Raw genomic sequence first — 26,731 nt, forward strand, 5'->3', positions numbered from 1 at the left:
TTAACCAACCCCCGGTTTTTTTTCGTCCTGACACCGACCCGGTATCAGACCATTTGGGACGCCAGCTTCAGGTCTTGCCAGGCACGCGCCTTTTCAGAGGGGCTGCGCAACAGGTAGGCCGGGTGATAGCTGACGATAAGCGGGATCTCGCCGTCGTCCGTCTTCAACTGATGCACGCGGCCGCGCAGGCTGCCGATCGTGGCATCCGTGCCCAGTAGCGTCTGCGCCGCGAAACGGCCCAGCACCAGGATGCGTTCGGGTTTGAGCAAGGCAATTTGCCGCATCAGATAGGGGCTGCACGACGCAATTTCCTCGGGCTTGGGATTGCGGTTGCCCGGCGGACGACACTTGATCACGTTGGTGATGAAGACATCGGTGTCGCGGCTCATGCCCACGGCGGCCAGCATGGCGTCCAGCAACTGCCCGGAGCGACCCACAAAGGGGTGGCCCTGACGGTCCTCTTGCTCGCCTGGCGCTTCGCCCACGACCAGCCAGCGGGTAGGCGTTGCCCCCTGACCAAAGACCGCGTGGCGGCGCCCCTGGCACAGGCCACACGCCGTGCATGCGACGACCTGCTCGCGCAATTCGTCCAGGGTGGCGTTCTTGACGGCCTCGGCCACCGGAACACGCGGTGCTTCGACGGCTTCGTCTTCTACCGTCTTGGGAACCGGGCGCGGTGGCGGCCCGCTGCGGTTCAGGATGGATGCCGGGATGGTCGGACGCCCGGTGGCCCGCCCCGTGGGAACGATGACCTGCGCAGTTGGCTCAACCCCGGCTGCGGCAGCGGCCGGCGCGGCAGCGGCCGGCGCGGCAGCGGCCGCCGCGGCGCCCGCAGGCGCGGTCGCTTTCGCCACAACCACCGGCGCAGACGGTTGAGCAGGCAAAACTGCTGCTGAAACAGGGGCTTGCGGCGTGGCGGCGGAAGCAATATCAGCCGAAGCAGAGGCAACCGGAATCGCGGCAGGCGGAGCCGTGACGACAGGCGCCGGCCTTAACCACAGGCGCTCCATGCCGATTTCGCGCAGCCAGATCCGTTGCAGCGGATTGACGCGCGGCGCCGTTGCGGGGGTGTGCAGGCTCATGCCGCTACCTCAGTCACCGCGGCGAAGCGCTTCTGCATCACCAGCGCATCTTCACGCGCGCCCTGCTCGGCCGGGTAATAACCCCGACGCACGCCAATCTGCAGATAGCCATGGTGCTGGTAGAAACTGACCGCCGACGTATTGGACGGGCGCACCTCCAGCAACACGCCTTCCAGCCCGCGCTCACGCGCTTGCTGTTCGCACCAGTCCAGCAAGATGCCGCCCAAACCTTGGCGATGCAGATGCCTGGACACGGCGATCACCAGCAGATGCGCCACGTCGGGCGCGAACATCAAAATGCAGAAAGCCGCTACCTTGCCCTCGCGCCGCAGCACCCAGGCGCCGTAGCCCGAGGCCAGCGCGTCCGCGAAATTGCCACGCGTCCAGGGAAACGCCTGTACCTGCGCTTCCAGGGCCACGACCTCGTCCAGATCGGCTTGCGTCAGCGGCTGCGGGGTTTCGGGAGCCAGGGGGGCCTGGGGCGCCAGCGTGGGCTGAGCCTTGGGGTTGCCGCCCTCGCCGCGCATGCGCTCGGCGGTGGTAAACGCAACCTTGTCGCGTACATACAGCGGCGCGGCGGCTTCGGGCGGCAGCGCTTCGCCGCGCAGCCAGCCCTGGCGCGCCAAACGGGCCACGCTGGCAGCCTCCGGGCGCAACGCATCCGGGGCACGGCGCCACGCGGCGGGCGGATTCATGTCGGCGGCGTAGGCATCCCAGGCATCGCCCGCCAGCAGCGGCTGCAGCGGCTGGCCCACCTGGGCCGACCACTGGCTCAGATAGTGCGCCGTCCAGGCAACGACCTCGGCCGCCGCGATCAGCAAGGGGGCTTGCAGCACGTCCCAGCCGGCGTCTTCAGGCGCTGCGGCCTCCTGGCGGCGGTAGACGGCAAGATAAACCTCGTTCATGCGGGCATCCAGCGCGACAATGATGGCGTCTGCCGGCGTCGCCTGGGACACCTGGGCGGCGACGGCCTGATGGGACACCACGGGCACCACGGGAATACCCAGCCCCAACCCCATTCCTTGCGCCACCCCGCAAGCCACGCGCAAGCCGGTAAAGCCGCCCGGACCCTGCCCAAACGCCACGGCGTGCAGCGCGCCGGGGGCCAAACCCGACTCGGCCAGCAGCTCGCCCGCCATCGGCAAGAGCCGTTCCGCGTGCTCTTGAGACCCTTCGTGCTCGCGCGTCGTGACCTCCAGGCGGCCATCGACCGCGCGCAAAAGGGCCACCCCACAACGGGACGAAGACGTTTCCAAAGCCAGCAGGTTTAGTTCCATAGATGCAGATTGTACGAAATACGGCGGCTTCGCCCCCGGTTGTAAGGGGGATTTCAACCATGGTTCGCAATGTGTAATATCTTGTGAACGCCCACTAGCCGCTGGTTCTTGTCACTGTTACATTTCCGGCCATGAATACGCAAAACACCACCCCCACCCGAAAAATCCTCGTCGTCGACGATGATCCGCGCTTGCGCGATTTGCTGCGCCGGTATTTGTCCGAGCAGGGATTCAACGTTTTCGTTGCCGAAGACGCCAAAGAGATGGGCAAACTCTGGCAACGCGAGCACTTTGATTTGCTTGTGCTGGATCTGATGCTGCCCGGCGAAGATGGCTTGTCCATCTGTCGCCGGCTGCGCGGTGGCCACGACAATACGCCCATCATCATGCTCACGGCCAAGGCGGAAGAAATCGACCGCATCGTGGGCCTGGAAATGGGCGCGGACGACTACCTGTCCAAACCGTTCAACCCCCGGGAACTGCTGGCACGGATCAACGCGATCCTGCGCCGCCGCGGCACCGAGGAGCATCCTGGCGCCCCCAGCCAGGAGAACGAATCCATCGCCTTCGGCCCCTACGTGCTGAACTTGTCCACCCGCACGCTCACGCGCAACGGAGAACAAGTGCCCATCACCACGGGTGAATTCTCGGTGCTCAAGGTGTTTGCGCGCCATCCGAAGATTCCCCTGTCCCGCGACAAGCTCATGGAACTGGCGCGCGGCCGCGAATACGAAGCTTTCGATCGCAGCCTTGACGTTCAGATCTCGCGCCTGCGCAAGCTGATCGAACCCAATCCGTCCAAGCCCGTGTTCATCCAGACCGTTTGGGGTCTCGGATACGTGTTTGTGCCGGACGGTGGTAGCTGACCGAGTCGCCCGCCCTGGGCAGGAGCGCAGCCTCGTGCCCCGCTTGCGCAGAACCTTCAGGAACCTGACTTCACGTTTGCGGCTCGGCTTGTTCGGCCGCACGTTCCTGCTGCTTGCCGCGCTGATGCTGGTCAGCCTGGGCGCGTGGCTACAAGTATTTTTCAGCATGGAGCTGGGACCGCGCGCCAATCAAATGGCGCAGCGGGTGATCACGGCCGTCAATATCACGCGCACGGCGCTGATCTATTCTCAGAACGGCGAACGCAGCAAGCTCCTGCTTGACCTGGCCACCAACGAAGGCATTCAGGTCTATCCGCGCGAAGTCACCGACTTTGCCGAAGCCCTTCCCGACGACGACTACTGGCAACGGGTGGCCCAGCACATCCGCACGCGCTTCGGCCCGGAAACCCAGATCGCCTGGGGGGTGAACCAGGTACCCGGTTTCTGGGTCAGTTTCCAGATTGAAAAAGACCTGTACTGGTTGGTGTTCGAGCGAGAGCAGATCGGGCTGACCGGCGGGATCGAATGGCTGGGATGGGGCGCCACGGCGTTGCTGCTTTCCCTTGTCGGCGCGGCGGTCAGCGTGGGGTTCGTGAACCGGCCCCTGTCGCGGCTCGCGCGCGCGGCCCAGGTGCTGTCGCGCGGGGAAACGCCCGCCGCCTTGCCGGAGCAAGGTCCGCTGGAAATCCGCGACTTGAACGCCTCGTTCAACCGGATGGCCAAGGACTTGCGGCAAGCCGAGGCCGATCGCGAGCTGATGCTGGCGGGGATCTCACACGACCTGCGGACCCCGCTTGCGCGCATGCGGCTGGAAATCGAACTTAGCGGCGTGTCGGAAGACGCGCGCCAGGCCATTGACGAAGACCTGGGCCAGATCGACCACAGCATCGGGCAACTGATGGAATACGCGCGGCCGGCGGGCTCGCTGCCGCAATTGGCAACGGACATTTCGGCCGTGCTGGCTGAACTGTACGAACGCGAGCGCAGCCACACCGCGTCGCTAGGCGGCGACCTCGAGGCGTCGCTGGAACCCGGGCTGCGCGCCCGGATCACGGCGCTGGATTTGAAGCGCGTGGTCAGCAACTTGATCGAAAACGCCCGCCGCTATGGTCGGTCCAGCGACGGCATGGCCCATCTTGTCATGACGCTGCAAGCCGAAGGCGGCATGATCGTGATCGAAGTCTGCGACCGTGGCCCGGGCATCGCGCCCGAAGATGTCGACCGCCTGCTGCGGCCCTTCTCGCGCGGCGAGGCGGCTCGCACCGGCGTAAGCGGCGCGGGGCTGGGTCTGGCCATTGTCGAACGCCTGCTCAAGCACGTTGGCGGCTCGCTGCGGATGCTGCCGCGCGAGGGTGGCGGACTGACCGCGCGGATAGAGTTGCCCAAAGCCAAGTTTAGGAATTATCAATTAGACAACGATAATCCATAGCGTAGAATTTATGGTTTGAGGCACTGCCTTATCTCCACCAACAACTACTGGGAGTAAACATGAAAACTGTTGGCGACAAACTCGAGCCCTTCAAGGTCACCGGCGTCAAGCCCGGCTTCAACCAGCACGAAGAAAATGGCGTGTCGGCGTTTGAAGACATCACCGAAAGCTCGTTCCCCGGCAAGTGGAAGGTGATCTACTTCTACCCGAAAGACTTCACGTTTGTGTGCCCGACCGAAATCGTCGGCTTCAACAAGCTGGCCAAGGATTTCGAAGACCGCGACGCCGTCCTGCTGGGCGGCTCCACCGACAACGAATTCGTCAAGCTGGCATGGCGCCGTGAGCATCCGGACCTGAACAAGCTGGGCCACTACCAATTCGGCGACACCACCGGTGCCCTGATCGACCAACTGGGCGTCCGCGAAAAGGGTGCTGGCGTTGCCCTGCGCGCCACGTTCATCGTTGATCCGGACAACACGATCCAGCACGTTTCGGTGAACAACCTGAACGTCGGCCGTAACCCGGAAGAAGTTCTGCGTCTGCTCGACGGTCTGCAAACCGACGAACTGTGCCCGTGCAACCGTACGGTTGGCGGCGCCACGCTGTAATTTCCAGCCCGGCCCGGAGTCTGCTTGCAGGCTCCTCGCTGGGCTTTCATTGCGCTAGATTATAGGTAAAAACTATGGAATTTCTTACCACCATTAAGGAACAGCTCCCGGATTGGGCCAAGGATATCCGCCTGAATCTGGACGCCGTGATTGCCCGTTCGACCCTGGCGCCGGAAGACGCCGTGGGCGCCGCCCTATCGGCCGCGTATGCCGCCCGCAGCCCGGTGCTGGTCGAAGCCTTCAAAAGCGGGCTGTCGGAAGGCGACGCCAACGCCGCGCTGACCGCGTCCGCGCTGATGGGCATGAACAACACCTGGTATCCCTATGTGGAAATGACCGGTGACGCCAACCTGAAGAGCCTGCCCGCCCAGTTGCGCATGAACGCCTACGCCACCCATGGCGGCGTCGAGAAAAAGCGCTTCGAACTGTTCGCGCTGGTTGCTTCGATCATTGGCAAGTGCCATTTCTGCGTGGCATCGCACTATGAAAACCTGAAGAACGACGGCCTGTCGACGGAACAACTGCGCGACGCCGGCCGGATTGCCGCGGTCGTCAACGCCGCCGCCCTGGCGCTGGCCGCCCAAGGCAAGTAAGCCAGTCCGAAGGATCGCTCTGAAAGCCCGGTGTGAAAGCCCGGGCTGAAAACGACAAAGCCCGCCTGTGTAAAAACAGGCGGGCTTTTTGTCGCTTGGCCTTATTTGCCAGGCACGACGTTTAATTCTGCGCCGGCTTCACCGGTGCCGTCGGCAGCCCATTGGCCACCCAGGCTTCCATGCCGCCCCGGTACCAGTACGCGTCCCAACCCAGCGTGCCGACGCGCAAGGCCGCGTTATACGACGATCGATCATTCATGCTGGCGCCCATCAGCACAATGGGCACGCCGCGATTGCCGCCCGCCTTTTTCAACAGCCAGTCATCCAGCGCCCCTTGCAGGTGGTCCTTGACGCTGCCGTCCGAACCCGCGTCGGCCAGCGGATAGGCGATGGGCAGCGTATCGCGCAGCCCGCTGGTGTCGACGATGACGATATTCTTGTTGTTCGTGATCAGCGGCACCAGGTCCTTGGTCGTGATGACCTTGGCGCGGTAATGCTGAATCGGCGTCGGGCCTTTATAAGGCGCCGTGAACAGCAAGGTGGTGGCCGGTACGCCGCTGTCCTTCAGTTCATCAAAGGCGCCCGTCGGCGCGGCGGCACCCTGCCCTTGTCCCTGTCCCTGTCCCAGCCCTTGGCCTTGACCTTGACCTTGTCCCGCGGGCGCTTGCTGGCGGGGCGGTGGCGCCGAACCATCCTTGGCGACCACTTCGCCGCCCACCGTGCCCATTTCAATGTCCGAAATCATCACGGCGATGTTCTCGATCAGCTCATAGCACATAGTGATCGAGCCTTCGCGCGGGCTGTACCAGGCGTTCAGCTTGCCGCAGTCCTTGAAGACCACGTTCACGGGGCGCGGCAGCACATACGTCTTGCCCAAGAGCTTGATGTTCTCGCTGATGGCGTCCGACAGATGCTTGGCGAACAAGTTGCCGATCTTGCGCGTGGACGGTTCAAACACCACATTCACCGGCGCCCCAGGCGCGTTGGCGGGCTGCAAGCCATCCGGCGTCCAGGTTCCCACGCGGGTATGAGGCGCCAGGATCTTGCGCCAGGCGCGATTCTGCTTGTTGAATTCGTCGGTGCAACGCGCCTTGGTGCGGTCTTCAAAGCCGGTCTGGCGCACGACGGATTCAAACACTTCGGGGTTGCCGCCGTACATGATGCACAGCATGTTGCGAAAGCGCTTCAGGTCGCCGGTGTGCTCGTCCTGCCATGCCGAGGGGGCCTGGCCCTTGCCCTCGGAAAGCTTGCCGCTGTAGTACCACTGCAAGGAGGCGTAGGTGGCGGCTTCGCGGGCCATGCGGTCCACGTCCTTGTTGCCCGACGGGTACATCGTGGGTTCCACGATCTGCAGCGCCGCGTAGATATCCACGGCGTCTTCTTCCGCGCCGGTCGACGGCAATTCCAGTTCGCCGATCAGGGCATGGCCGAATTCGTGCATGAAAATGCTCTTCATCAGGCCGATGTAGACCGCGACGATACGCTCGGTGTCGCCGCCAAAACGGGGGTACGGACCCGCGCCTTGCAAGCCGGAATTATTGCTGCCTTGCGCCGGTGCCGACTGCGGCGGCGCAGCGGGCGGTGCCGTGTTCTGCGGACTGGCGCCCGCGCCGCCACCACGAGGAGGCAGCCCGGCCCGAGGCGGCAGTCCGGCAGGCGGCGGATTTGTCGCGGCTTGCGGGGTGCCCTTATTGGTGGTGATGGCGAAGTCCGCAATGCCGAACGTGCCAACGTCATACGCCATGATGCCGATGTCGCCGCCCAGCGCCGGCACATCGGCAACGTCGCCGATCTTCTGGCCATTCACGATGAAGCGCGCGGCGCCCGGCACTTCAACCACTTTGATGCGGTCCGACCCGTCCAGCTTGGCCACATTGGGCACCGAGCCGAAATCGCGGCGGTTCTGGCCTTCCAGACAGAAGAGCTGCGTATTCTTGTCCGCCGAAATTTCAAGCAGGCACAGGCTTTTGCGCGGGCGGTTGTTCAGCACAACGCCGATGGAAGCCTTGGGGTTTTGTGAACTGACGACGACATTGACGTCAGTGATGCGGCCGGCATCCGGCGCGGGGCCGACATTCACGTACAGCGTTTGCTCGCTGCCGGGCGTGCCCTTGTTCTGCAAGGAGAACCAGCCATCCTGCACCCCTGCCGTCCAACCCTGCAACAACTGCTGTCTGACCGTGCCCGCCAGGGGCCCAAGCTGTTGTTCAAATTCGGCGTGCGCCGGAGCGCACACTGCACCAAGGACGAAAAGCAGGGCTGCGCCACGTAAATGCATCCGAATATCTCATGTGATCAGATTTAGATAGCGCGCAGAATATTCCGAATCATATGGACCCGCTTATGCATTTGTTAAAGATGTATGCCAACGTAAATGGCAGGCCTGATCACGCGTTCCCCCGGGCCAGCAGCGTGACGACCGTGGCCGCAATCCCCTCTTTCCGACCCAGGTAACCCAGGCCCTCGTTGGTCTTGGCCTTGATGTTCACGTCGGCCTCGGCCAGCCCGGTATCGGCGGCGATGTTCTTCACCATGGCGGGCGCGTGCGGGCCAATCTTGGGAGCTTGCGCATGCAGCGTCGCGTCGATGTTGACCGGCGTCCAGCCCGCGGCGCGCACCCGCGCCATGGCTTCGCGCAACAGCACACGGCTGTCCGCACCCTTGAATGCGGGATCGGTATCCGGAAAATGCCGCCCGATGTCGCCCAGCCCTGCCGCGCCCAGCAGCGCATCGGTAACGGCGTGCAGCAGCACGTCGGCATCGGAATGGCCCAGCAAACCATGCGTGTGCGGGATCGTGACACCGCCGATGATCAGCGGCCGGCCTTCGACCAAGGCATGCACGTCAAAGCCCTGCCCAACGCGAAAAGGAATGCTCATAGCCATTTTTCCATCAGTTCGAAATCATCCGGCCACGTCACCTTGAAATTGCGCAAGGCGCCGGGGACCAGCAATGGCGCGTAGCCCGCCGCCTCTAGCGCGGAGGCTTCGTCAGTAACGGTCACGCCATTCACGGAGGCCGCCGTCAGCGCATCGCGCAGCACGCCGGCCCGAAACATTTGCGGCGTCTGCGCCAGCCACAGCCCATTGCGATCCAACGTGCGTTCGACGCGATCGCGCCCGCCCTTGACGGTATCGGCCACCGGCAACGCCAGCAGGCCGCCCACCGGGTCAGCCAGGCAGGCGTCGATCAAGCGGCGCAACGCGCCTTCTGGCAATCCGGGGCGGGCGGCATCGTGCACCAGCACCCAGGTATCGTCGGCCACGCCGCTATCGGCCAGCGCGCCGGCCACAGTATCGGCCCGCGTCGCGCCGCCGCACGCGCGCCAAACGGTGCGCGGCAAGCCCGCCAGCGCCGCGTCCACCCAGCCATCGCCCGGCGTCACCGCCACCCGCACCTGCGACACGCGCTCATCGGCCAGCAGCGCGCGCACCGCATGGCGCAGCATGGGCTGTCCGGCCAATGGACGATATTGCTTGGGCACGGGCTCGGCGCCGGGCTGGCTGGCACGGACGCCGACGCCCGCGGCGGGAACGATTGCAATGATTGAGTCAGACATGGTGCGGTGATTTTATAATCTTCCGCTTGATGCCTGCTTCCAGCCTGATGCCCACCCCCACTTCCCCCGCCACCGCCGCGCCGCCCGTCCCCGCGACCGCCTCAACTTTGTCCGCGCTGAAACCCGGCGCGCGCTATGCGCAGCCCCGGCCGCCCGGTTCGGGAGACGCCTGGCTGCTGGCGGACTTGGCCCGTCAGGCCTCCGCGCCCGTGGTCATCCTGACCGCCGAGCCGGTGGAGGCCCAGCGGCTGGCCGAAGAGATCCAGCTATTCGCGCCTGACCTGCGCGTCAGCCAGTTGCCGGACTGGGAAACGCTGCCCTACGACGCCTTTTCCCCGCACCAGGATCTGATTTCCCAGCGCCTGCACACGCTGCATTCGCTGATGATGAAGACGGTGGACGTGCTGACGGTGCCCATCACCACCGCGTTGTACCGCCTGGCGCCGCCGTCATTCCTGGCCGCCTACACGTTTTCGTTCAAGCAGAAAGACAAGCTGAACGAAGCGGCCCTGCGCGCGCAATTGACGCTGGCCAACTACAACCACGTGACCCAGGTCACCGCGCCGGGCGAATTCTGCCTGCGGGGCGGCCTGATCGACCTGTTTCCCATGGGTTCGGTCGTGCCTTACCGGCTGGACCTGTTCGACGACGAAATCGAAACCATCCGCAGCTTCGACGTAGACACCCAGCGCAGCCTGTACCCCGTACGCGAAGTCCAGTTGCTGCCCGGCCGCGAGTTCCCCATGGACGAAGACTCGCGCACCCGTTTCCGCGCGCGCTTTCGCGAAATATTCGAAGGCGATCCGTCCCGCGCCCTGCCCTATAAAGATATCGGCAACGGCATTCCGTTCGCCGGCGTCGAGTACTACCTGCCGCTGTTCTTCGAAGAAACCGCCACGCTATTCGATTACCTGACCACGGGCACGGTCACCGTCACCGTCGGCGATATCGACGACGCCATCCTGCGCTTCAATCAGGACACCTCCAGCCGCTACAACTTCCTCAAGAGCGACCGCGAGCGCCCCGTGCTGCCGCCCTCGGCGTTGTTCCTGGATAACGAAACGCTGTACACGCGGTTAAAGGAATTTCGCCGCCTGTCCTTGACCGCCGGCGACCCGCATCCCGATTTCCGCGCCGTGCCCGACGTCAGCGTGGCGCGCCGTTCCGACGACCCCATCGCCAAGCTGCGCGCCTTGGTCCAAACGCGCGAGACCCGGGTACTGCTATGCGCCGACTCCGCAGGCCGGCGCGAGACCCTGGTGCAGATGCTGAACGAATTCGGCGTCACGCCGGACGCGCAGCCCGACACGATCGAAGCCTTCCTGGCGTCGGACGCCAACTTCGGCATCGTAGCCGCGCCGCTGGCCACGGGCTTCGGCCTGCCCCAGGCCAACCTGGCCTTCCTGACCGAAAACGACCTCTACCCCGGCCATGCCAATACGGGCCGGCGTGGCAAGCGCGACCAGGAACGCGCCAGCAACGTCGAAGCCATGGTGCGCGACCTGTCCGAACTGCGCGCCGGCGACCCCGTCGTCCACGCGCAGCACGGCATCGGCCGCTACCACGGCCTGGTCAACATGGACATGGGCGAAGGCGAGATGGAATTCCTCCATCTTGAATACGCCAACGGCAGCACGCTCTACGTGCCGGTGTCGCAACTGCACGTGATCGCACGCTACAGCGGCGCCGACCCCGACGCGGCGCCGCTGCACCAACTGGGTTCCGGCCAGTGGGACAAGGCCCGCCGCAAGGCCGCCAAGCAAGTGCGCGACACCGCCGCCGAACTGCTGGCGCTGTATGCGCAGCGCGCGGCGCGCGAAGGCTTCGCTTTCAACCTGCCGCTGAACGATTACCAGGCGTTCGCCGAGGGCTTCGGCTTCGAGGAAACCGTCGACCAGCGCGCCGCCATCGAAGCCGTGATCGCCGATATGACGTCCGGCCGTCCGATGGACCGCTTGGTCTGCGGCGACGTGGGCTTCGGCAAGACCGAAGTGGCCTTGCGCGCCGCCTTCCTGGCCGTGGCCAACGGCAAGCAGGTGGCCCTGCTCTGCCCGACCACGCTGCTGGCCGAACAGCACGCGCAAACGTTTTCTGACCGCTTTGCCGACTGGCCGGTGCGCGTGGTGGAACTGTCGCGTTTCCGCTCCGCCAAGGAAGTGGCCGCCGCCGTCGAGGGCATCAACGACGGCCGGGTCGACATCGTGATCGGCACGCACAAGATCCTGTCCAAAGACGTGAAATTCAAACGCCTGGGACTGGTCATCATCGACGAGGAACACCGCTTTGGCGTGCGCCAGAAAGAAGCGCTGAAAGCGCTGCGCGCCGAGGTCGACGTGCTGACGCTGACGGCCACCCCCATTCCGCGCACGCTGGGCATGTCGCTGGAAGGCATCCGGGATTTCTCCGTCATCGCCACCGCGCCGCAAAAGCGCCTGGCCATCAAGACCTTCGTACGCCGCGAAGACGGCAGCACGCTGCGCGAAGCGCTCTTGCGCGAACTCAAGCGCGGCGGCCAGTGCTACTTTCTGCACAACGAGGTGGAAACCATCCACAACCGCCGCGCCCGCCTGGAAGAACTGGTGCCGGAAGCGCGCATTGCGGTCGCGCACGGGCAGATGCCCGAGCGCGAGCTGGAACAGGTAATGAAGGGCTTCTACCAGCAGCGCTACAACGTGCTGCTGTGTACCACCATCATCGAGACCGGCATCGACGTGCCCACCGCCAACACCATCGTGATCCACCGCGCCGACCGCTTCGGGCTGGCGCAGTTGCACCAGTTGCGCGGCCGCGTGGGCCGTTCACACCACCAGGCCTACGCCTACCTGCTGACGCCGGGCGAAGACGCCATCACCACCAATGCCAAAAAGCGCCTGGAAGCGATCCAGGCCATGGAGGAACTGGGGTCCGGCTTCTACCTGGCCATGCACGACCTGGAAATCCGCGGCACCGGCGAAGTGCTGGGCGACTCGCAGTCGGGCAACATCCAGGAAGTGGGCTTCTCGATGTACAACGAGATGCTCAACGAAGCCGTGCGCGCGCTGCGCGCGGGCGAAGAGCCCGACCTGGACGCGCCCTTCAACCTGGCCTGCGAAGTCAATCTGCATGCGCCGGCCCTGCTGCCGTCCGACTACTGCGCCGACGTGCATGCGCGCCTGGGCATCTACAAGCGCCTGGCGCACGCCGCCGACGAAGACGACCTGATCCGCATCCAGGAAGAACTGATCGACCGCTTCGGCAAGCTGCCCGAAGCCGCGCAAACGCTCTTGACCTCGCATCGCCTGCGCCTGGCCGCGCAGCCGTTGGGCATCGTCAAGATCGACGCCAGCGAAGCCCAGGCGCTGATCCAGTTCGGGCCCAAGACCAGCGTCGACCCGGCCCGCATCATTGAACTGGTGCAACGCCAACGCAACATCAAACTGGCCGGACAGGATAAATTGCGCGTTGAGATCAAGGCCGCGCAGATCCCCGCCCGCTCAGACGCCATTCGCGCCGTGCTGCGTGCCTTGAAGTAAATCCACGACCTTCTCACTTTCTTATGACCACCCATCACCTTGTCGTCCAATCCCCCGGCCTTCGCATCGAACAGGCCGAGCAACTGGCCGCCATGGCCCAGGCCCAGGGCGTGGCGCGCATCAGCAACACCGCCGCCCGCTTGCTGGACGTTCAGCACGACGCCCTGACCCGCGCCGAAGTGGTGGCCTGGGCCGAACAGCACGGTGTCGATGTGGCGTTCGTGCCGGCCGGGCTGAAGCTGTCTGGCTGCAAAGTGCTTGCGATGGACATGGATTCCACGCTGATCAACATCGAGTGCATCGACGAGATCGCGGGCGTGGTGGGTGTGAAGGACAAGGTGTCCGAAATCACCGAAGCCGCAATGCGCGGCGAAATCAAGGACTTCGCTGAAAGCCTGCGCCGCCGCGTCGCGCTGCTCAAGGGCGTGCCGGCCGAGGCACTGGAACAGGTCTATGTGGAAAAGCTGCGCCTGAACCCCGGCGCCGAACGGCTCATCTCCACGGCGCAGGCAGCCGGCATCAAAGTGCTGCTGGTATCGGGCGGCTTCACCTTCTTTACCGACCGCCTGCGCGAACGCCTGAAGCTGGACAGCGCCCACGCCAACACGCTGGAAATCGACAACGGCGTGCTGACCGGTCACGTGCTGGGCGACATCCTGGACGCGCAGGCCAAGGCCGTCTACCTGCGGGAGTTCGCGCGCACCCACGGCGCCACCAGAGACCAGATCATCGCCATGGGCGACGGCGCCAACGACTTGCTGATGTTGGGCGCCGCGGGCTTCCCGGTGGCTTATCACGCCAAGCCCGTGGTGCGCGAGCAAACGCGCTTCGCCTTGAACGTCACCGGGCTGGACGGCGTGCTGAACTGGTTTGAAAGCTGATTTCGCTTGGGGTTTCAACACGCAAAAAAATAGCCACCGATCAAGGTGGCTATTTTCATTCCCCGCGCCCGCTCAGTAGCGCATCTTCAGCGTCAACAACGCCGCGCGCCCGGTACCCAGCGCCGCATAGTGCGCCGCGTAGGCCTTGGTGTAATACGTTTCGTCGAACAGGTTCAGCACGTTCAACTGCGCCGAGTAGTGTTCGTTGAATTCGTAGGCCGCCATAGCGTCGAAACGCCAGTACGACGGCACCCAGCGTGCCTTGGGCGTGCCGTTGGCATTGCGGGTGGCGTCTGAATTGCCGTAGACCTTGTCCACGTAATACGCGCCGCCGCCCACCGTCAGCTTGGGCAGCACCTTGTAGGTGGTCCACAGGCTGAAGGCGTTGCGCGGGGTGTTGGGCAGGTCCTGGCCGACGGCGCCGCTGTTGTAGGCGCCCTTGGTCATTTCGCTGTCCATGAAGGTGTAGCCGCCGAACACGTTCCACTTGGGCGTGATGTTGCCCGAGAAGCCCAGTTCAATGCCGCGCACCTTGGCCTCGCCCACCTGCGCCACTTCGGTGGCGGAAACGGCCACGCTGGTGTTCTTGCGGATATCGTGGAATGCCGCCGCCGACAGCGTCAGGCGATCGTCGAACACCTGCCATTTGGTGCCTACTTCCACCGTGCGGCTTTTCTCGGGCGCCAGCGACGACGTGCTCAGCGACGTGGCGTCGCTGGTGGCACTGGCCGCAATAGCCGAGGGCGTGGACGAGGTGCCGTAGGTGGCGTAGATGGTGCCGTTGGGCAAGGGCTTGTACGCCAGGCCGACCTGGTAGTTGAACAGGTTGTCGTCGCGGCTGGTGCTGTAGAACGACGGCGTGCCTGCTGGGTCGTTGCGGCCGGCGGCGATGTTGCTGCCGCTGGTGCGGTAGTTGTCCCAGCGCGCGCCCAGGCTGGCCTGCCACTGCTCGTTGAACTTGATGGTGTCAAACCCGTAGACCGCCAAGGTGTCCGTGTTGTAGCGCGCGGGGTTGTTGTTGCGGGTGAGCGTGCCCGGGTAGTCGGTGCCGGGGTCCGGGTTCCACAAGGACGCGCACAGTGCCGGGTTGGCGTAGGTGTTGACGCCCGCGGCGCTCGTCGCGGTCACGCAGTTGCTGCCGCCCGAGGGAACGCCCGATTCCTTGTAGCCGTCCTTGTCCTGCTTGATGTTGCTGTATTCAAAGCCCAGGTCGAAGGTGTGCTTCAAGCTGCCCGTGTCGAATTCGCCGGTCAGGTCGGTCTGGTTGGCGAAGGTCTTGGTGACGTAGTAGCCCGACTTCAGCGCGCGGTACACCAGGCCGTTGGCCACGTTGCCCTTGCTGTCGTCCGGGTTCGTCGCGGCAAAGTCCGTGGTGCCACGGCCGTAGCGGGTCACGTTGCGCAGTTGCAGCTTGTCCGAGAAATCGTGCTGGAAGTCCACCGTGGCGACATCGTCACGGGTCTTCATGAAATCGCGATCGGTCAGGCCGTAGAACGACTTGCGGCTGACGCCCATCGTCTCCGTGACCGGCTGACCCGTCTTCGGGTCATACGGAATGGAGTAGTCCGGCATGCTGTCGTCTTGATAGTGGTAATAGCTGAGCGTGATGCGCGTCGGCGTGCCCACGCCCAGCATCAGCGACGGCGCCACGCCCCAGCGCTCGAAGTCCACGGCGTTGTCGCGGCCGGCCACATCGCCCTTGTCGCCCATCACGTTCAGGCGGAAGGCGGCCTTGTCGGCCAGGCGCCAGTTGCTGTCGATGGTGCCACGGTAATTGTTGTCGGTGCCGATCTGCGCGGTGGCTTCGGTGAAGTCGGTCGTCTTGGGCGCCTTACTGACCATGTTGATACTGCCGCCCGCGCCGCCCCGGCCGGAATACACCGAGTCCGGGCCCTTGATCACTTCCACCTGCTCCAGGTTGAAGGTGTCGCGCACCTGCGTGCTGGAATCGCGGATACCGTCCAGGAACAGGCTGCTTGCGGAGTTCTGCCCACGGATGATCGGCAGATCGCCGCCCGGGCGGCCGCCTTCACCGGCGCCGAACGTAATACCCGGCGAGTTGCGCAGCACGTCCTGCAAGGTCGACGCGGCCTGATCCTGGATCACCTGTTTCGGCACCACCTGCACCGTGCGCGGCGTGTCCAGCAACGGCGCGGTCATCTTGGGCGACGGCACCGTTGTGGTCTGGTAGGAAGAGCCCTCCCCCTCCACCCGCACCGGCGCAAGCTGCGTGACACCCGAATCCGCGGACTGCGCGGCGGCATAGGGGCTGATGAACAGGGCGGGCGCCGCTATGGCCGCGGCAAGCGAGGTAGCGAGCGTATTCAGCGAATACGAATCTTGGGGCTTCAAACCAGCTTCTCCAGAATGTGAATAGCAACGATTCTTATTTTTTTACCGGTTGCGATTTTGATCCTGAACGCTGAAAGCTGCCTGAACGCTGGCCGTGCCCGTCGCTAAAAGATGAAAAAACAACAGTTGCCAGTTGCTAACAGGGACACGTCCCCCAGCCACCACAACGGCCGCCATGAGGCGCGGCCACAAGCGTGGCGCAATTCACATCCCCAAAAGAAAAACGCCCCAGACGGGGCGTTAGTGGCTTTGGCGGGCGGTCAGACCCGCAACCGCGGGTGCCGCTTGAACAGATAGCGGTAGACGAAGCCGGGATAGGCCAGCACCAGATACAGGCTGAGGGTAATGGCGTAGAACTCCCACGTCTGGGCAAAGCGGTTGCCCAGGGTGGATTCGAATGCAAAACCCAACGCGCCAACCAGGGCGTAAAACACCAGCACTTCAACCAGGCGCATCCAGAACGGCTTGACCGCCACCGCCCCACCCTGCTTCCAGGGCAAGACGGCGAATACACGTTCGGTCAGGAACGGCAGGTTGGCGCTGACCAGCGCCAGCGCGATCAACAGCCATACCGCCAGCGTCTGGTTCATGGCTGTGTTCCGCTTACAGGCTCAGCGACGAACGAATCGCCTGTACGCACAGCGCCATCAGGCCACCGGGCAACAGGCCCAGCACCAGCATCATGGCGCCGTTGATCGACAGCAGGCCGCGTTGGCCGCAGGTGGCGACGATCGGGGCGGCATCGGCCACCGGCTCGTCGAAGTAAACAACCTTGACGACACGCAGGTAATAGAACGCACCGATCAGCGAGAACAGCACCGCGATCACGGCCAGCGTCACGTGGCCCGCGCTGATCAGCGCTTGCAGCACGGCCAGCTTGGCGTAGAAGCCCACCAGCGGCGGAATGCCGGCCAGCGAGAACATCAGCAGCAGCACGATGAGGGCATGCCACGGGCTGCGGCGGTTCAGGCCCTTCAGGTCGTCGATGTGCTCGCACTCGAAACCCTGGCGCGACAGCAGCAGCACGATGCCGAAGCTGGCCAGCGTGGTCAGCACGTAGGTCAGCATGTAGAACAGCGACGCGCCATAGGCGGCCGACGACAGTTCCGGCTTGCCCTCGACCGCGCCCGACATCAGGCCCAGGAGCACGAAGCCCATGTGCGAGATGGTCGAGTAAGCCAGCATGCGCTTGAAGTTGGTCTGCGCGATGGCGGTCAGGTTACCGATCGCCAGCGACAGCACGGCCAGGATCATCAGCATCGGCTGCCAGTCGGCGGCCAGGCCATGCAGGCCGTCCACCAGCAGGCGCAGCGTGATGGCGAAGGCGGCCAGCTTGGGCGCGCCGCCCAGGATCAGCGTGACGGCGGTCGGCGAACCTTGATAGACGTCCGGCACCCACATGTGGAACGGCACGGCGCCCAGCTTGAACGCCAGGCCCGACACCAGGAACACGATGCCGAACACCAGCGCCATCTTCTCGGCCTTGCCGGCGGCGATGACCTTGGACACTTCGGCCAGGTCAAGGTGACCCGTGGCGCCGTAGACCATCGACATGCCGTACAGCAGGAAGCCCGAGGCCAACGCGCCCAGCACGAAGTACTTCATGGCGGCTTCGGTGGCGACGACGTCATCGCGGCGCAGCGCGATCAGCGCGTACAGCGCCAACGACATCAGTTCCAGGCCCAGGTAGATGGAGATCAGGTTCCCGGAGGAAATCATGACCATCTGGCCCAGCAGCGCGAACAGCGTCAGGACGTAGAGCTCGCCGCCCTTGAGCATGTCACGCACTTGCGCGTAGACACGGCCGTAGACCAGCGTGGCGCCCACGGCGATGTAGGACGCGATTTTCAGCAGGTGCGACAGTTCGTCGGTGACGTACAGACCATGGAAGGTCGCGCCCTTAACGCCGTTCATCCATTGCACGGCCGACACGACGGTCAGCGCGCCCAATACCAGCAGGGTCAGCAGAAACGTCGGCTTGCGCTCGGGGTGATTGCTGACCGCGTCGACGAGCAGGATAGCCAGGCCGGAAACCAGCAGAAGGATTTCCGGCGCCGCCAGGGCGAAATCGATTTGGGATTGCATCATTGTCTTGTCTTACAGTTTCGAGACGGCAACGTGTTGCAGCAGGGCCTCGACCGAGACGTGCATGACGTCGGTAAAGGGCTTGGGATAGATCCCCATGTACAACACGGCGATCGCCATCACGCCAAGAATCACAAATTCGCGGCGGTTGATATCGGTCAGCTCGCGGACGTGGTCATTGGCGATGTCGCCCAGGACCACACGCTTGACCATCCACAGCGAATACGCAGCCCCCATGATCAGGGCGGTAGCCGCCAACAGGCCGATCCAGAAGTTGTGCTCGACCGCGCCCATGATCACCATGAACTCGCCGACGAAACCGCTGGTGGCCGGCAGGCCGCTATTGGCCATCGAGAACAGGATGAAGAACGTGGCGAAGCGCGGCATCACGTTGACCACACCACCGTAATCGGCGATCTGGCGCGAGTGCATGCGGTCGTACAGCACGCCGATACACATGAACATGGCGCCCGACACGAAGCCGTGGGAAATCATCTGCACAATGGCGCCTTCGACGCCGGCCGTGTTGAAGATGAAAAAGCCCAGCGTCACGAAACCCATGTGGGCAACCGACGAGTAAGCCACCAGCTTCTTCATGTCTTCCTGGATGATCGCCACCAGGCCGATGTAGATCACCGCGATCAGCGACAGCGTGATCATCAGGCCGGCCAGGCTGTGCGAGGCGTCGGGCGTGATCGGCAGCGAGAAGCGCAGGAAGCCATAGGCGCCCAGCTTCAGCATGATCGCGGCCAGCACGATGGAGCCGCCCGTGGGCGCTTCCACGTGCACGTCCGGCAACCACGTGTGAACCGGCCACATCGGCACCTTCACCGCGAACGCCGCCAACAGCGCCACGAAGATCAGGATCTGTTCGGTCTGGCCCAGCTTGACCTGGTGCCAGGTCAGGATGTCGAACGAACCACCCGATGCGTGCCACAGGTAGATGAAGGCGATCAGGGTCAACAGAGAACCCATCAGCGTGTACAGGAAGAACTTGAATGCCGCGTAGATACGGTTATCGCCGCCCCACGCCCCGATGATGATGTACATCGGGATCAGCGTGGCTTCGAAGAACACGTAGAACAGCATGCCGTCCAGCGCGGCGAACACGCCCACCATCAGACCCGACAGGATCAGGAAGGCGGCCATGTACTGCGCCACGCGGCTGGTGATGACTTCCCAGCCGGCCAGCACCACGATGACGGTGATGAACGCGGTCAGGAGGACGAACCACAGCGAAATGCCGTCGATGCCCAGGTGGTAATTGACGTTGAAGGCTTCGATCCACGAGGCCTTTTCCACGAACTGCATGGCGGCCGTGGTGTTGTCAAAACCGGTGTACAGCGGAATCGTGACGAGGAAACCGGCAACGGCGCCAGCCAGCGACAAGCCGCGCGCCAGACCGGGACGGTCGTCACGACCCACCGCCAGCACCAGCAGGCCGAATACGATCGGGACAAAGATCGCAAGCGTGAGCCAGGGGAAAGTGTTGGATGCCATCTCGCTTGCCATCATTGGGGAATCAGCACAAAGAAAGTCACCAGCGCCATGATGCCGATGATCATCGCGAACGCGTAGTGATAGATGAAGCCGGACTGCAGGTGGCGGCTGACCGCTGCCACCCAACCCACGACGCGGGCGCTACCGTTGACCAACAGGCCATCGATGATGCCGCGGTCGCCGGTCTGCCACAGACCACGGCCCAGGGCGCGCATGCCGCGAGCGATGATCTGCTCGTTGACCCAGTCCACGTAGTACTTGTTTTCAAGCACCTTGTTCACGCCGGACAGGTTGGCCTTGATGGCGGCCGGAACCTTGGGATTGATCAGGTAGCAGTACCAGGCAATGACGAAACCAGCCACGACCAGCCAGAACGGCAGGGTCTGGAAGGCATGCAGGCCGTAGGCAACCCAGCCGTGCCATTCTTCTTGCAGTTCGTGCATGGCCGGATGCTGCGGCAGCACCGTGATCACGCCGTTGAAGAACTTGCCGAACAGCATCGGGTCAACCGCCCAGGCGCCAACCAGCACCGACGGAATCGCCAGCAGGATCAGCGGCAGCGTCACCACCCAGGGCGACTCATGCGGCTTGCCGCCATGATGGCCGTGGCCGTGGCCGTGGTCATCGTGACCGTGACCGTGGTCGTCATGCCCATGCGCGTCGTGGCCATGGCCGTGACCGTGGTCGCTGGTGTCAAAGCGTTCCTTGCCGTGGAAGACCAGGAAGTAAACGCGGAACGAGTACAGCGAGGTCACGAACACACCGATCAGCACGGCGTAGTACGCGAAGCTTGCGCCCCAGACGTTGGCGTGGCCGGCCGCTTCGATGATGTTTTCCTTCGAGTAGAAACCCGAGAAGAACGGCGTGCCAACCAGTGCCAGCGTGCCCAGCAAGAAAGTGATCCAGGTGATGGGCATGTACTTGCGCAGGCCGCCCATGTTGCGGATGTCCTGGTCGTGGTGCATGCCAATGATGACCGAACCCGCGCCCAGGAACAGCAGCGCCTTGAAGAAGGCGTGGGTCATCAGGTGGAAAATGGCCACCGAGTAGGCCGAGGCGCCCAGCGCGACGGTCATGTAACCCAGCTGCGACAGCGTGGAGTACGCAACAACGCGCTTGATGTCGGTCTGGATGATGCCCAGGATGCCCAGGAACAGCGCGCCGATGGCGCCGATCACGATGATGAACGACAGCGCCACGTCCGACAGTTCGAACAGCGGCGAGAAGCGCGCAACCATGAAGATACCGGCCGTCACCATGGTGGCGGCGTGGATCAGCGCGGAGATCGGGGTCGGGCCTTCCATCGAGTCAGGCAGCCAAGCGTGCAGCGGAACCTGGGCCGATTTGCCCATGGCGCCGATGAACAGGCAGATACACGCCACCGTCAGCAGCATCCAGTCAGAACCCGGCAGGGTCATCGCGGCCAGCTTGTCGGCTTGGGCGAAGACTTCGCCGTAGTGCATCGTGCCGGCGTACGCGAACAACAGGCCGATACCCAGCACGAAGCCGAAGTCCCCGACGCGGTTGATCAGGAATGCCTTCATGTTGGCGAAGATGGCCGTCGGGCGGGTGTACCAGAAACCGATCAGCAGGTACGACACCAGGCCCACTGCTTCCCAGCCGAAGAACAGCTGCACCATGTTGTTCGACATCACCAGCATCAGCATGGAGAACGTGAACAGCGAGATGTACGAGAAGAAGCGCTGGTAGCCGGGGTCGTCAGCCATGTAGCCGATGGTGTAGATGTGCACCATCAGCGACACGGACGTCACCACGACCATCATCATGGCCGACAGGGGATCGATCAGGAAGCCGATTTCCAGCTTGGTCTGGCCGATCAGGCTCCAGGTGTAGACCGCGCCGTCAAAGCGCAGGCCGTTCAGCACGTCGCCCAACACCACCACCGAACCGATGGCCGAGATGAGCACGCCAAGAATGGTGATGACGTGGGACGCGCGGCGGCCGATGGGACGGCCCAGGAAGCCGGTGCCGAAAAGGCCCGCGAGAATTGCTCCGGCCAGCGGTGCCAGCGCGATGAGCAAGTAGAGATTGGGTGAGCTAGACATTTTCTTCCAATACCCCGTCAGCCCTTCAGGCGATCGAGTTCGTCAACGTTGATCGTGTTCAGGTTGCGGAACAGCAGCACCAAAATGGCCAGGCCGATTGCCGCTTCAGCGGCGGCCACGGTCAGGATGAAGAACACGAACACCTGGCCGGCGGTGTCGCCGAACCAGCTGGAGAACGCCACGAAGTTCATGTTGACGGCCAGGAGCACGAGCTCGATGGACATCAAGAGAATGATCAGGTTGCGGCGGTTCAGGAAGATGCCGAAGATCCCGATGGCGAACAGGATCGCCCCAAGGATCAGATAGTGGGCCAGCGTCAGCGTCATTGTTTTTCTCCTTGGGGCGCGGCGGCGGCGCCGGACGAGGCATCACGCTTGGCTTGGGCACGCTCGCTCTGGGCGGGCATGTTGACCATGCGGAAGCGGTCCTTCGAGCGGACGCGCACGGCGGCAACCGGGTCGTTGTACTTCACGTCGCGGCGGCGGCGCAGCGTCAGCGCAATTGCGGCGACCATGCCCACCAGCAGCAGCGCGGCGCCGACTTCAATGGCGTAGACGTACTGCGTGTACATCACTTCGCCCAGCGCGCGAGCATTGTTGTAGTCGCCGGCGACCGGGGCTTGCGGGCCCGAGCCGTACCAGGTGGAACCCAGCACGAAGGACATTTCCAGCACCAGCACCAGACCGATCACCAGGCCAAGCGGCAGGTAGGTCTTCATGCCCTGGCGCATGGTGTCCATGCGGATGTCCAGCATCATCACGACGAAGAGGAAGAGCACCATCACGGCGCCCACGTACACCAGCACCAGCAGCAAGGCCAGGAATTCAGCGCCCAGCAGCATCCACAGCATGGCTGCGTTGGAGAATGCCAGGATCAGGTGCAATACCGCGGTGACCGGACTGCGCGCGGTGATCACGCGGAACGCCGCGATCACCAGCACGGCGGCCAGTATGTAGAAAAGGACAGTGGTAAAAGTCATGGATCAGACCCTGGGCTTCAACGGTAAGGAGCGTCGTCGGCCCGGCGGCGGGCGATGTCGGCTTCGTAGCGGTCGCCCACGGCGAGCAGCATGTCTTTGGTGAAATACAGGTCGCCGCGCTTTTCACCGTGGTATTCGTGGATATGGGTTTCCACGATCGAGTCCACGGGGCAGCTTTCCTCACAGAAGCCGCAGAAAATGCACTTGGTCAGATCGATGTCGTAGCGCGTGGTGCGGCGGGTGCCGTCCTCGCGTTGGTCCGATTCGATGGTGATCGCCAAGGCCGGGCACACGGCTTCACACAGCTTGCACGCGATGCAACGCTCTTCCCCGTTGGGGTAGCGGCGCAACGCGTGCAGGCCGCGGAATCGCGCCGACGTGGGCGTCTTTTCCTGCGGATAACGCAAGGTGACCTTGCGCTTGAAAAAGTACTTGCCCGTCAGGCGCATGCCCTTGAGCAACTCGGTCAGCATCAGGCTGCCGAAGAAATCTTTGATCGCTTCCATATCCTGCCTCTGCCTGGCGGCTTAGCGCCAAATGTTCCAGGGCGTCTGCATCCAGATCGCCACCACGACCAGCCAAACGCCGGTCAGCGGGATGAAGATTTTCCAACCCAAACGCATGATCTGGTCATAGCGGTAGCGCGGGAACGAAGCGCGGAACCACACAAACAACGAGACCACAACGAACGTCTTCAGACCCAGCCAGATCCAGCCAGGAATCCAGGTCAGCGGCGCGATGTCGATCGGGGAAGCCCAGCCGCCCAGGAACATGATCGATGCCATGCAGGACAGCAGGATCATGTTGGCGTATTCACCCAGGAAGAACAGGGCGAAAGCCATACCCGAGTACTCGACCATGTGGCCGGCCACGATTTCCGATTCGCCTTCGACAACGTCGAACGGGTGGCGGTTGGTTTCGGCCACGATAGCCACGACGTAGATCACGAACAGCGGCAACAGCGGCAGCCAGTTCCAGGACATGAACGTCAGGCCCTTGTCGGCAAACCAGCCGCGGTTCTGAACGTTGACGATCTCGGACATGTTCAGGCTGCCCGACACCAGCAGCACCGTGACGAGCACGAAGCCGATAGCCAGTTCGTAGGACAGCATCTGTGCCGAAGCGCGCAGCGCGCCCAGGAACGCGTACTTGGAGTTCGACGCCCAGCCCGCCACGATCACGCCGTACACGCCGATGGACGTGATGGCCATGATGTAAAGCAGACCAGCGTTGACGTTGGCCAGCACGACATCAGGACCGAAGGGAATCACCGCCCAGGCAGCCAGCGCGGGCATCAGCGTGACCACGGGGGCCACGATGAACAGCACCTTGTTGGCCTGGCTGGGAACCACGACTTCCTTGGTCAGCAGCTTGAACACGTCGGCAAACGGCTGCAACAGCCCCTTGAAACCGACGCGGTTCGGACCCATGCGCACGTGCATGGCGCCGATCATCTTGCGTTCCCAGTACGTCAGGTACGCAACGCACAGAATGATCGGCACGGCGATGATCACAATCTTGATGAGGGTCCAGAGGACCATCCAGACCGTCGGGCCCAGCAGCTCCTGCCCGTGGCTCTCAAGAACATTAAGCCATTCCATCAGGCACGCTCCACGCTGAGTTGACCGAATGCGCCACCCAGGGCTGCGGTGTTATCAAAGGCTGCGGAAATGCGCACGGCGCGGTCGGCCACGGCATCATCCTGCACGGTTTCGAGTTCGACGGCGCCTTGCGCACCCGCCACGCGCACCTTGACCCCGGCCGTCAGGCCCAGGCTGGTGAGCGTGCGGCCGTTCATGGCGGCAGCCGGCTTCTTCGAGGCCGGGGACGCTTGCAGCGGCTCCGAACGGCGAACCATGGCGTCGGTGCGGTAGATCGGCACATCGGCCACGCGCTCCAGGCCGGTCAGTGCCTGCCCCAGGCCCAGCGGCGCCTTGACGTCGTTGGACAGGCGGCCTTCGATGCCACCGGCCAGCGCGGCGTCGCGCACCGATTCCGACGTTTCATCGTCAAAGCCGGCCAAATGCAGCACGTTGCCCAATACACGCAGGACCTTCCAGCCCGGACGGGTCTGGCCCAACGGCGTGACCGTGCCCTTGAAGCTCTGGGCCAGGCCTTGCGCGTTGACGAAGGTGCCCGAGGTTTCGGTGAACGGCGACACCGGCAGCATGACGTCGGCCCATTCGGCGGCGGCCGAGCGGTAAGGCGTCAGGGCCACGGCGAATTGCGCGCCACGCAGCGCGGCGATGGCTTGCTGGCCATTGTCGGCATCCAGCAGCGGCTCGGCGTGCAGCACGATGTAGGCCTTGAGCGGCTCGGCCAGCATGGCGGCGGCGGTCTTGCCGCCCTTGCCCGGAACGGCGCCGGCCAGGTAACCGCCGACGGTGTTGCCGCCGGAAGTCAGGAAGCCGAACTTGCCACCGGCCAGGTTCGCCACGGCGCGGCCGTTGGCGGCCAGCGTCGAGGCTTGGGCGCTGGCCACGGCCAGGTTGCCCAGCAGCACGGCGGTGTTGGCGCCGGAAGCCAGGCTGGCGGCGATGATCTTGGCGTTTTCGCCCGGGGTGACCGAGGCGAATTCGGCCGGCACGGCCTGTTCCTTGGCTTGCGCCAGGGCGACGGCCACTTCAGCCAGCGCGCGCGGCAGCTCGGACGGGGCCACGGTGATGCGGGCGGCGATGGGCATCAGAGGATCGTCAGCGGCGCTGTCGACCATCAGGATCTGCGTGCCGCGCTTGGCGGCTTGACGCAGGCGTTGCGCCATCAGCGGGTGATCCTTGCGCAGGAACGAGCCGACGACCAGGACGCGGTCCAGGTTGTCGAGTTCAGCGATGGGCATGCCCAGCCACGGTGCACCGGTCAACGCGGCGTCGAAGGCCGGGTCGGTCTGGCGCAGGCGGAAGTCGATGTTCTCGGAACCCAGCGCGCGGACCAGGCGGCCCAGCAGCGCATATTCTTCGGTGGTGGCGTATTCCGACGCCAGCGCGCCGATCTGGCCGGCGCCGAAGCTGTCGCGAACGCGCGACAGGCCTTGAGCCACGGCTTGCAGTGCGTCAGCCCACGAGGCTTCCTGCCACTTGCCGTCGGTGCCCTTGATCATCGGGGCGGTCAGGCGGTCGTCGCTGTTCAGGCCTTCGTACGAGAAGCGGTCGCGGTCGCTGATCCAGCATTCGTTGACGGCTTCGTCTTCGAACGGCACCACGCGCATGACGCGGTCGCCCTTGACCTGGACCACCAGGTTGGCGCCCAGGCTGTCGTGCGGGCTGACCGAGCGGCGGCGAGCCAGTTCCCAGGTGCGGGCGCTGTAGCGGAAGGGCTTGGAGGTCAGCGCGCCCACCGGACAGATGTCGATCATGTTGCCCGACAGTTCGGACTCGATCGAGCGGCCGACAAACGTCGTGATCTCGGAGTGTTCGCCACGGCCCAGCATGCCCAATTCCATGACGCCGGCGATTTCCTGGCCGAAGCGCACGCAGCGGGTGCAGTGGATGCAGCGGCTCATTTCCTCGGCGGAAACCAGCGGGCCCAGATCCTTGTGGAAGACGACGCGCTTTTCCTCTTGGTAACGCGAGGAAGAGCCACCGTAACCCACGGCCAGATCCTGCAACTGGCATTCGCCGCCCTGATCGCAGATCGGGCAGTCGAGGGGGTGATTGATGAGCAAGAATTCCATCACCGACTTCTGAGCGGCGCGAGCCTTTTCAGAGCAGGTGTGGACGACCATGCCGTTGGTCACGGGCGTGGCGCAGGCGGGCAGCGCCTTGGGCGCTTTTTCCACTTCAACCAGGCACATCCGGCAGTTGGCCGCGATGGACAGTTTCTTGTGGTAGCAGAAATGCGGCACGTAAAGCCCGACTTTCTGAGCGGCATGCATGACCATGCTGCCTTCGGGCACTTCGACCTGATTGCCGTCGACGGTTAGTTCAACCATTGCTGTTCCTGAGA

Annotated in this window: 21 protein-coding genes; 6 read left to right on the forward strand and 15 right to left on the reverse strand. The window is 63.9% G+C overall.

The features are described from left to right. Positions 1 to 44 precede the first annotated feature (44 nt). Both M2361_RS22905 and tsaB read right to left on the reverse strand, forming a co-directional pair. Entirely contained in the window at positions 45 to 1,082 is a 1,038-nt protein-coding gene (locus tag M2361_RS22905; RefSeq protein WP_259251935.1) for a uracil-DNA glycosylase family protein, read from the reverse strand. After that, on the reverse strand, positions 1,079 to 2,359 hold the full coding sequence (gene tsaB, locus M2361_RS22910; protein ID WP_259251936.1) for a tRNA (adenosine(37)-N6)-threonylcarbamoyltransferase complex dimerization subunit type 1 TsaB: 1,281 nt from the start codon (positions 2,357 to 2,359) through the stop codon (positions 1,079 to 1,081). Before tsaB ends, M2361_RS22905 begins: the two co-directional genes overlap by 4 nt. 131 nt (positions 2,360 to 2,490) lie before the next feature. Here tsaB and ompR point away from each other — a divergent pair, with 131 nt between their 5' ends. The 4 genes from ompR to M2361_RS22930 all read left to right on the forward strand — a co-directional run bounded on the left by ompR (position 2,491) and on the right by M2361_RS22930 (position 5,855). After that, a complete protein-coding gene (gene ompR, locus M2361_RS22915) occupies positions 2,491 to 3,225 on the forward strand; it encodes a two-component system response regulator OmpR (RefSeq protein WP_003813882.1) in 735 nt (244 codons plus the stop codon). A 34-nt stretch (positions 3,226 to 3,259) separates the two neighbouring features. Continuing rightward, positions 3,260 to 4,654: an ATP-binding protein gene (locus tag M2361_RS22920; protein WP_259251942.1), complete on the forward strand. Its 1,395-nt coding sequence runs from the start codon at positions 3,260 to 3,262 to the stop codon at positions 4,652 to 4,654. A gap of 59 nt (positions 4,655 to 4,713) precedes the next feature. Next, positions 4,714 to 5,262 carry a peroxiredoxin gene (locus M2361_RS22925; protein WP_006217982.1) on the forward strand — a complete coding sequence of 183 codons (549 nt, stop codon included), beginning with the start codon at positions 4,714 to 4,716 and terminating at the stop codon, positions 5,260 to 5,262. Between the two features lie 74 nt (positions 5,263 to 5,336). Further along, the gene (locus tag M2361_RS22930; RefSeq protein WP_006223770.1) at positions 5,337 to 5,855 is read left to right on the forward strand and encodes a carboxymuconolactone decarboxylase family protein; all 519 of its coding nucleotides are present in this window, start codon (positions 5,337 to 5,339) and stop codon (positions 5,853 to 5,855) included. Between the two features lie 121 nt (positions 5,856 to 5,976). Here the strand turns inward: M2361_RS22930 and M2361_RS22935 are convergent, their stop codons facing one another. From M2361_RS22935 to ispD, 3 genes are all read right to left on the reverse strand, one after another. Continuing rightward, complete coding sequence (locus M2361_RS22935) at positions 5,977 to 8,091, reverse strand: DUF4344 domain-containing metallopeptidase (RefSeq protein ID WP_259251943.1); 2,115 nt, start codon at positions 8,089 to 8,091, stop codon at positions 5,977 to 5,979. Positions 8,092 to 8,242: 151 nt separating this feature from the next. Continuing rightward, positions 8,243 to 8,734, reverse strand: a complete 492-nt coding sequence (gene ispF, locus M2361_RS22940; RefSeq protein WP_259251944.1) for a 2-C-methyl-D-erythritol 2,4-cyclodiphosphate synthase — start codon at positions 8,732 to 8,734, stop codon at positions 8,243 to 8,245. Continuing rightward, complete coding sequence (gene ispD / locus M2361_RS22945) at positions 8,731 to 9,414, reverse strand: 2-C-methyl-D-erythritol 4-phosphate cytidylyltransferase (RefSeq protein WP_259251945.1); 684 nt, start codon at positions 9,412 to 9,414, stop codon at positions 8,731 to 8,733. The genes ispF and ispD overlap by 4 nt, the downstream gene beginning before the upstream one ends. A gap of 47 nt (positions 9,415 to 9,461) precedes the next feature. Between ispD and mfd the strand changes: the two genes are divergently transcribed. Together mfd and serB are read left to right on the forward strand one after the other, a co-directional pair. Next, on the forward strand, positions 9,462 to 12,926 hold the full coding sequence (gene mfd / locus M2361_RS22950) for a transcription-repair coupling factor (protein WP_259251946.1): 3,465 nt from the start codon (positions 9,462 to 9,464) through the stop codon (positions 12,924 to 12,926). A gap of 23 nt (positions 12,927 to 12,949) precedes the next feature. After that, on the forward strand, positions 12,950 to 13,807 hold the full coding sequence (serB, locus tag M2361_RS22955) for a phosphoserine phosphatase SerB (RefSeq protein ID WP_259251947.1): 858 nt from the start codon (positions 12,950 to 12,952) through the stop codon (positions 13,805 to 13,807). A 72-nt stretch (positions 13,808 to 13,879) separates the two neighbouring features. Here serB and M2361_RS22960 read toward each other — a convergent pair whose 3' ends face one another. From M2361_RS22960 to nuoG, 10 genes are all read right to left on the reverse strand, one after another. Then, positions 13,880 to 16,159 carry a TonB-dependent siderophore receptor gene (locus M2361_RS22960; protein WP_259251948.1) on the reverse strand — a complete coding sequence of 760 codons (2,280 nt, stop codon included), beginning with the start codon at positions 16,157 to 16,159 and terminating at the stop codon, positions 13,880 to 13,882. 260 nt (positions 16,160 to 16,419) lie between these two features. Beyond that, positions 16,420 to 16,749, reverse strand: coding sequence for a DUF2818 family protein (locus M2361_RS22965; protein WP_100857376.1), 330 nt, complete (start codon positions 16,747 to 16,749; stop codon positions 16,420 to 16,422). Between the two features lie 13 nt (positions 16,750 to 16,762). After that, on the reverse strand, positions 16,763 to 18,247 hold the full coding sequence (nuoN, locus tag M2361_RS22970) for an NADH-quinone oxidoreductase subunit NuoN (RefSeq protein ID WP_259251949.1): 1,485 nt from the start codon (positions 18,245 to 18,247) through the stop codon (positions 16,763 to 16,765). Positions 18,248 to 18,256: 9 nt separating this feature from the next. Next, a complete protein-coding gene (locus M2361_RS22975) occupies positions 18,257 to 19,759 on the reverse strand; it encodes an NADH-quinone oxidoreductase subunit M (RefSeq protein ID WP_259251950.1) in 1,503 nt (500 codons plus the stop codon). Beyond that, complete coding sequence (gene nuoL / locus M2361_RS22980) at positions 19,756 to 21,810, reverse strand: NADH-quinone oxidoreductase subunit L (RefSeq protein ID WP_259251951.1); 2,055 nt, start codon at positions 21,808 to 21,810, stop codon at positions 19,756 to 19,758. The genes M2361_RS22975 and nuoL overlap by 4 nt, the downstream gene beginning before the upstream one ends. 17 nt (positions 21,811 to 21,827) lie before the next feature. Then, entirely contained in the window at positions 21,828 to 22,136 is a 309-nt protein-coding gene (nuoK, locus tag M2361_RS22985) for an NADH-quinone oxidoreductase subunit NuoK (RefSeq protein WP_006217969.1), read from the reverse strand. Beyond that, a complete protein-coding gene (locus M2361_RS22990) occupies positions 22,133 to 22,789 on the reverse strand; it encodes an NADH-quinone oxidoreductase subunit J (RefSeq protein WP_100857380.1) in 657 nt (218 codons plus the stop codon). Before M2361_RS22990 ends, nuoK begins: the two co-directional genes overlap by 4 nt. A 17-nt stretch (positions 22,790 to 22,806) precedes the next feature. Beyond that, positions 22,807 to 23,295, reverse strand: coding sequence for an NADH-quinone oxidoreductase subunit NuoI (gene nuoI / locus M2361_RS22995; RefSeq protein ID WP_006217967.1), 489 nt, complete (start codon positions 23,293 to 23,295; stop codon positions 22,807 to 22,809). 21 nt (positions 23,296 to 23,316) lie between these two features. After that, the gene (gene nuoH / locus M2361_RS23000; RefSeq protein ID WP_259251952.1) at positions 23,317 to 24,390 is read right to left on the reverse strand and encodes an NADH-quinone oxidoreductase subunit NuoH; all 1,074 of its coding nucleotides are present in this window, start codon (positions 24,388 to 24,390) and stop codon (positions 23,317 to 23,319) included. Beyond that, positions 24,390 to 26,717: an NADH-quinone oxidoreductase subunit NuoG gene (gene nuoG, locus M2361_RS23005; RefSeq protein WP_100857382.1), complete on the reverse strand. Its 2,328-nt coding sequence runs from the start codon at positions 26,715 to 26,717 to the stop codon at positions 24,390 to 24,392. The genes nuoH and nuoG overlap by 1 nt, the downstream gene beginning before the upstream one ends. Between the last annotated feature and the right edge of the window lie 14 nt (positions 26,718 to 26,731).

The organism is Achromobacter sp. JUb104, assembly GCF_024806975.1.
GTDB classification, from domain to species: Bacteria; Pseudomonadota; Gammaproteobacteria; order Burkholderiales; family Burkholderiaceae_B; genus Achromobacter; species Achromobacter spanius.

Excerpts from the sequence above, each read along its gene's own strand:
- M2361_RS22990 (WP_100857380.1), bottom strand. The coding sequence starts at position 22,789 with ATGACTTTTACCACTGTCCTTTTCTACATACTGGCCGCCGTGCTGGTG.
- nuoK (WP_006217969.1), bottom strand. The coding sequence starts at position 22,136 with ATGACGCTGACGCTGGCCCACTATCTGATCCTTGGGGCGATCCTGTTC.
- nuoI (WP_006217967.1), bottom strand. The coding sequence starts at position 23,295 with ATGGAAGCGATCAAAGATTTCTTCGGCAGCCTGATGCTGACCGAGTTG.
- ispD (WP_259251945.1), bottom strand. The coding sequence starts at position 9,414 with ATGTCTGACTCAATCATTGCAATCGTTCCCGCCGCGGGCGTCGGCGTC.
- nuoG (WP_100857382.1), bottom strand. The coding sequence starts at position 26,717 with ATGGTTGAACTAACCGTCGACGGCAATCAGGTCGAAGTGCCCGAAGGC.
- ompR (WP_003813882.1), top strand. The coding sequence starts at position 2,491 with ATGAATACGCAAAACACCACCCCCACCCGAAAAATCCTCGTCGTCGAC.
- nuoN (WP_259251949.1), bottom strand. The coding sequence starts at position 18,247 with ATGATGCAATCCCAAATCGATTTCGCCCTGGCGGCGCCGGAAATCCTT.
- M2361_RS22930 (WP_006223770.1), top strand. The coding sequence starts at position 5,337 with ATGGAATTTCTTACCACCATTAAGGAACAGCTCCCGGATTGGGCCAAG.
- tsaB (WP_259251936.1), bottom strand. The coding sequence starts at position 2,359 with ATGGAACTAAACCTGCTGGCTTTGGAAACGTCTTCGTCCCGTTGTGGG.
- serB (WP_259251947.1), top strand. The coding sequence starts at position 12,950 with ATGACCACCCATCACCTTGTCGTCCAATCCCCCGGCCTTCGCATCGAA.
- ispF (WP_259251944.1), bottom strand. The coding sequence starts at position 8,734 with ATGAGCATTCCTTTTCGCGTTGGGCAGGGCTTTGACGTGCATGCCTTG.
- mfd (WP_259251946.1), top strand. The coding sequence starts at position 9,462 with ATGCCCACCCCCACTTCCCCCGCCACCGCCGCGCCGCCCGTCCCCGCG.
- nuoH (WP_259251952.1), bottom strand. The coding sequence starts at position 24,390 with ATGGAATGGCTTAATGTTCTTGAGAGCCACGGGCAGGAGCTGCTGGGC.
- M2361_RS22975 (WP_259251950.1), bottom strand. The coding sequence starts at position 19,759 with ATGATGGCAAGCGAGATGGCATCCAACACTTTCCCCTGGCTCACGCTT.
- M2361_RS22905 (WP_259251935.1), bottom strand. The coding sequence starts at position 1,082 with ATGAGCCTGCACACCCCCGCAACGGCGCCGCGCGTCAATCCGCTGCAA.
- nuoL (WP_259251951.1), bottom strand. The coding sequence starts at position 21,810 with ATGTCTAGCTCACCCAATCTCTACTTGCTCATCGCGCTGGCACCGCTG.
- M2361_RS22965 (WP_100857376.1), bottom strand. The coding sequence starts at position 16,749 with ATGAACCAGACGCTGGCGGTATGGCTGTTGATCGCGCTGGCGCTGGTC.
- M2361_RS22925 (WP_006217982.1), top strand. The coding sequence starts at position 4,714 with ATGAAAACTGTTGGCGACAAACTCGAGCCCTTCAAGGTCACCGGCGTC.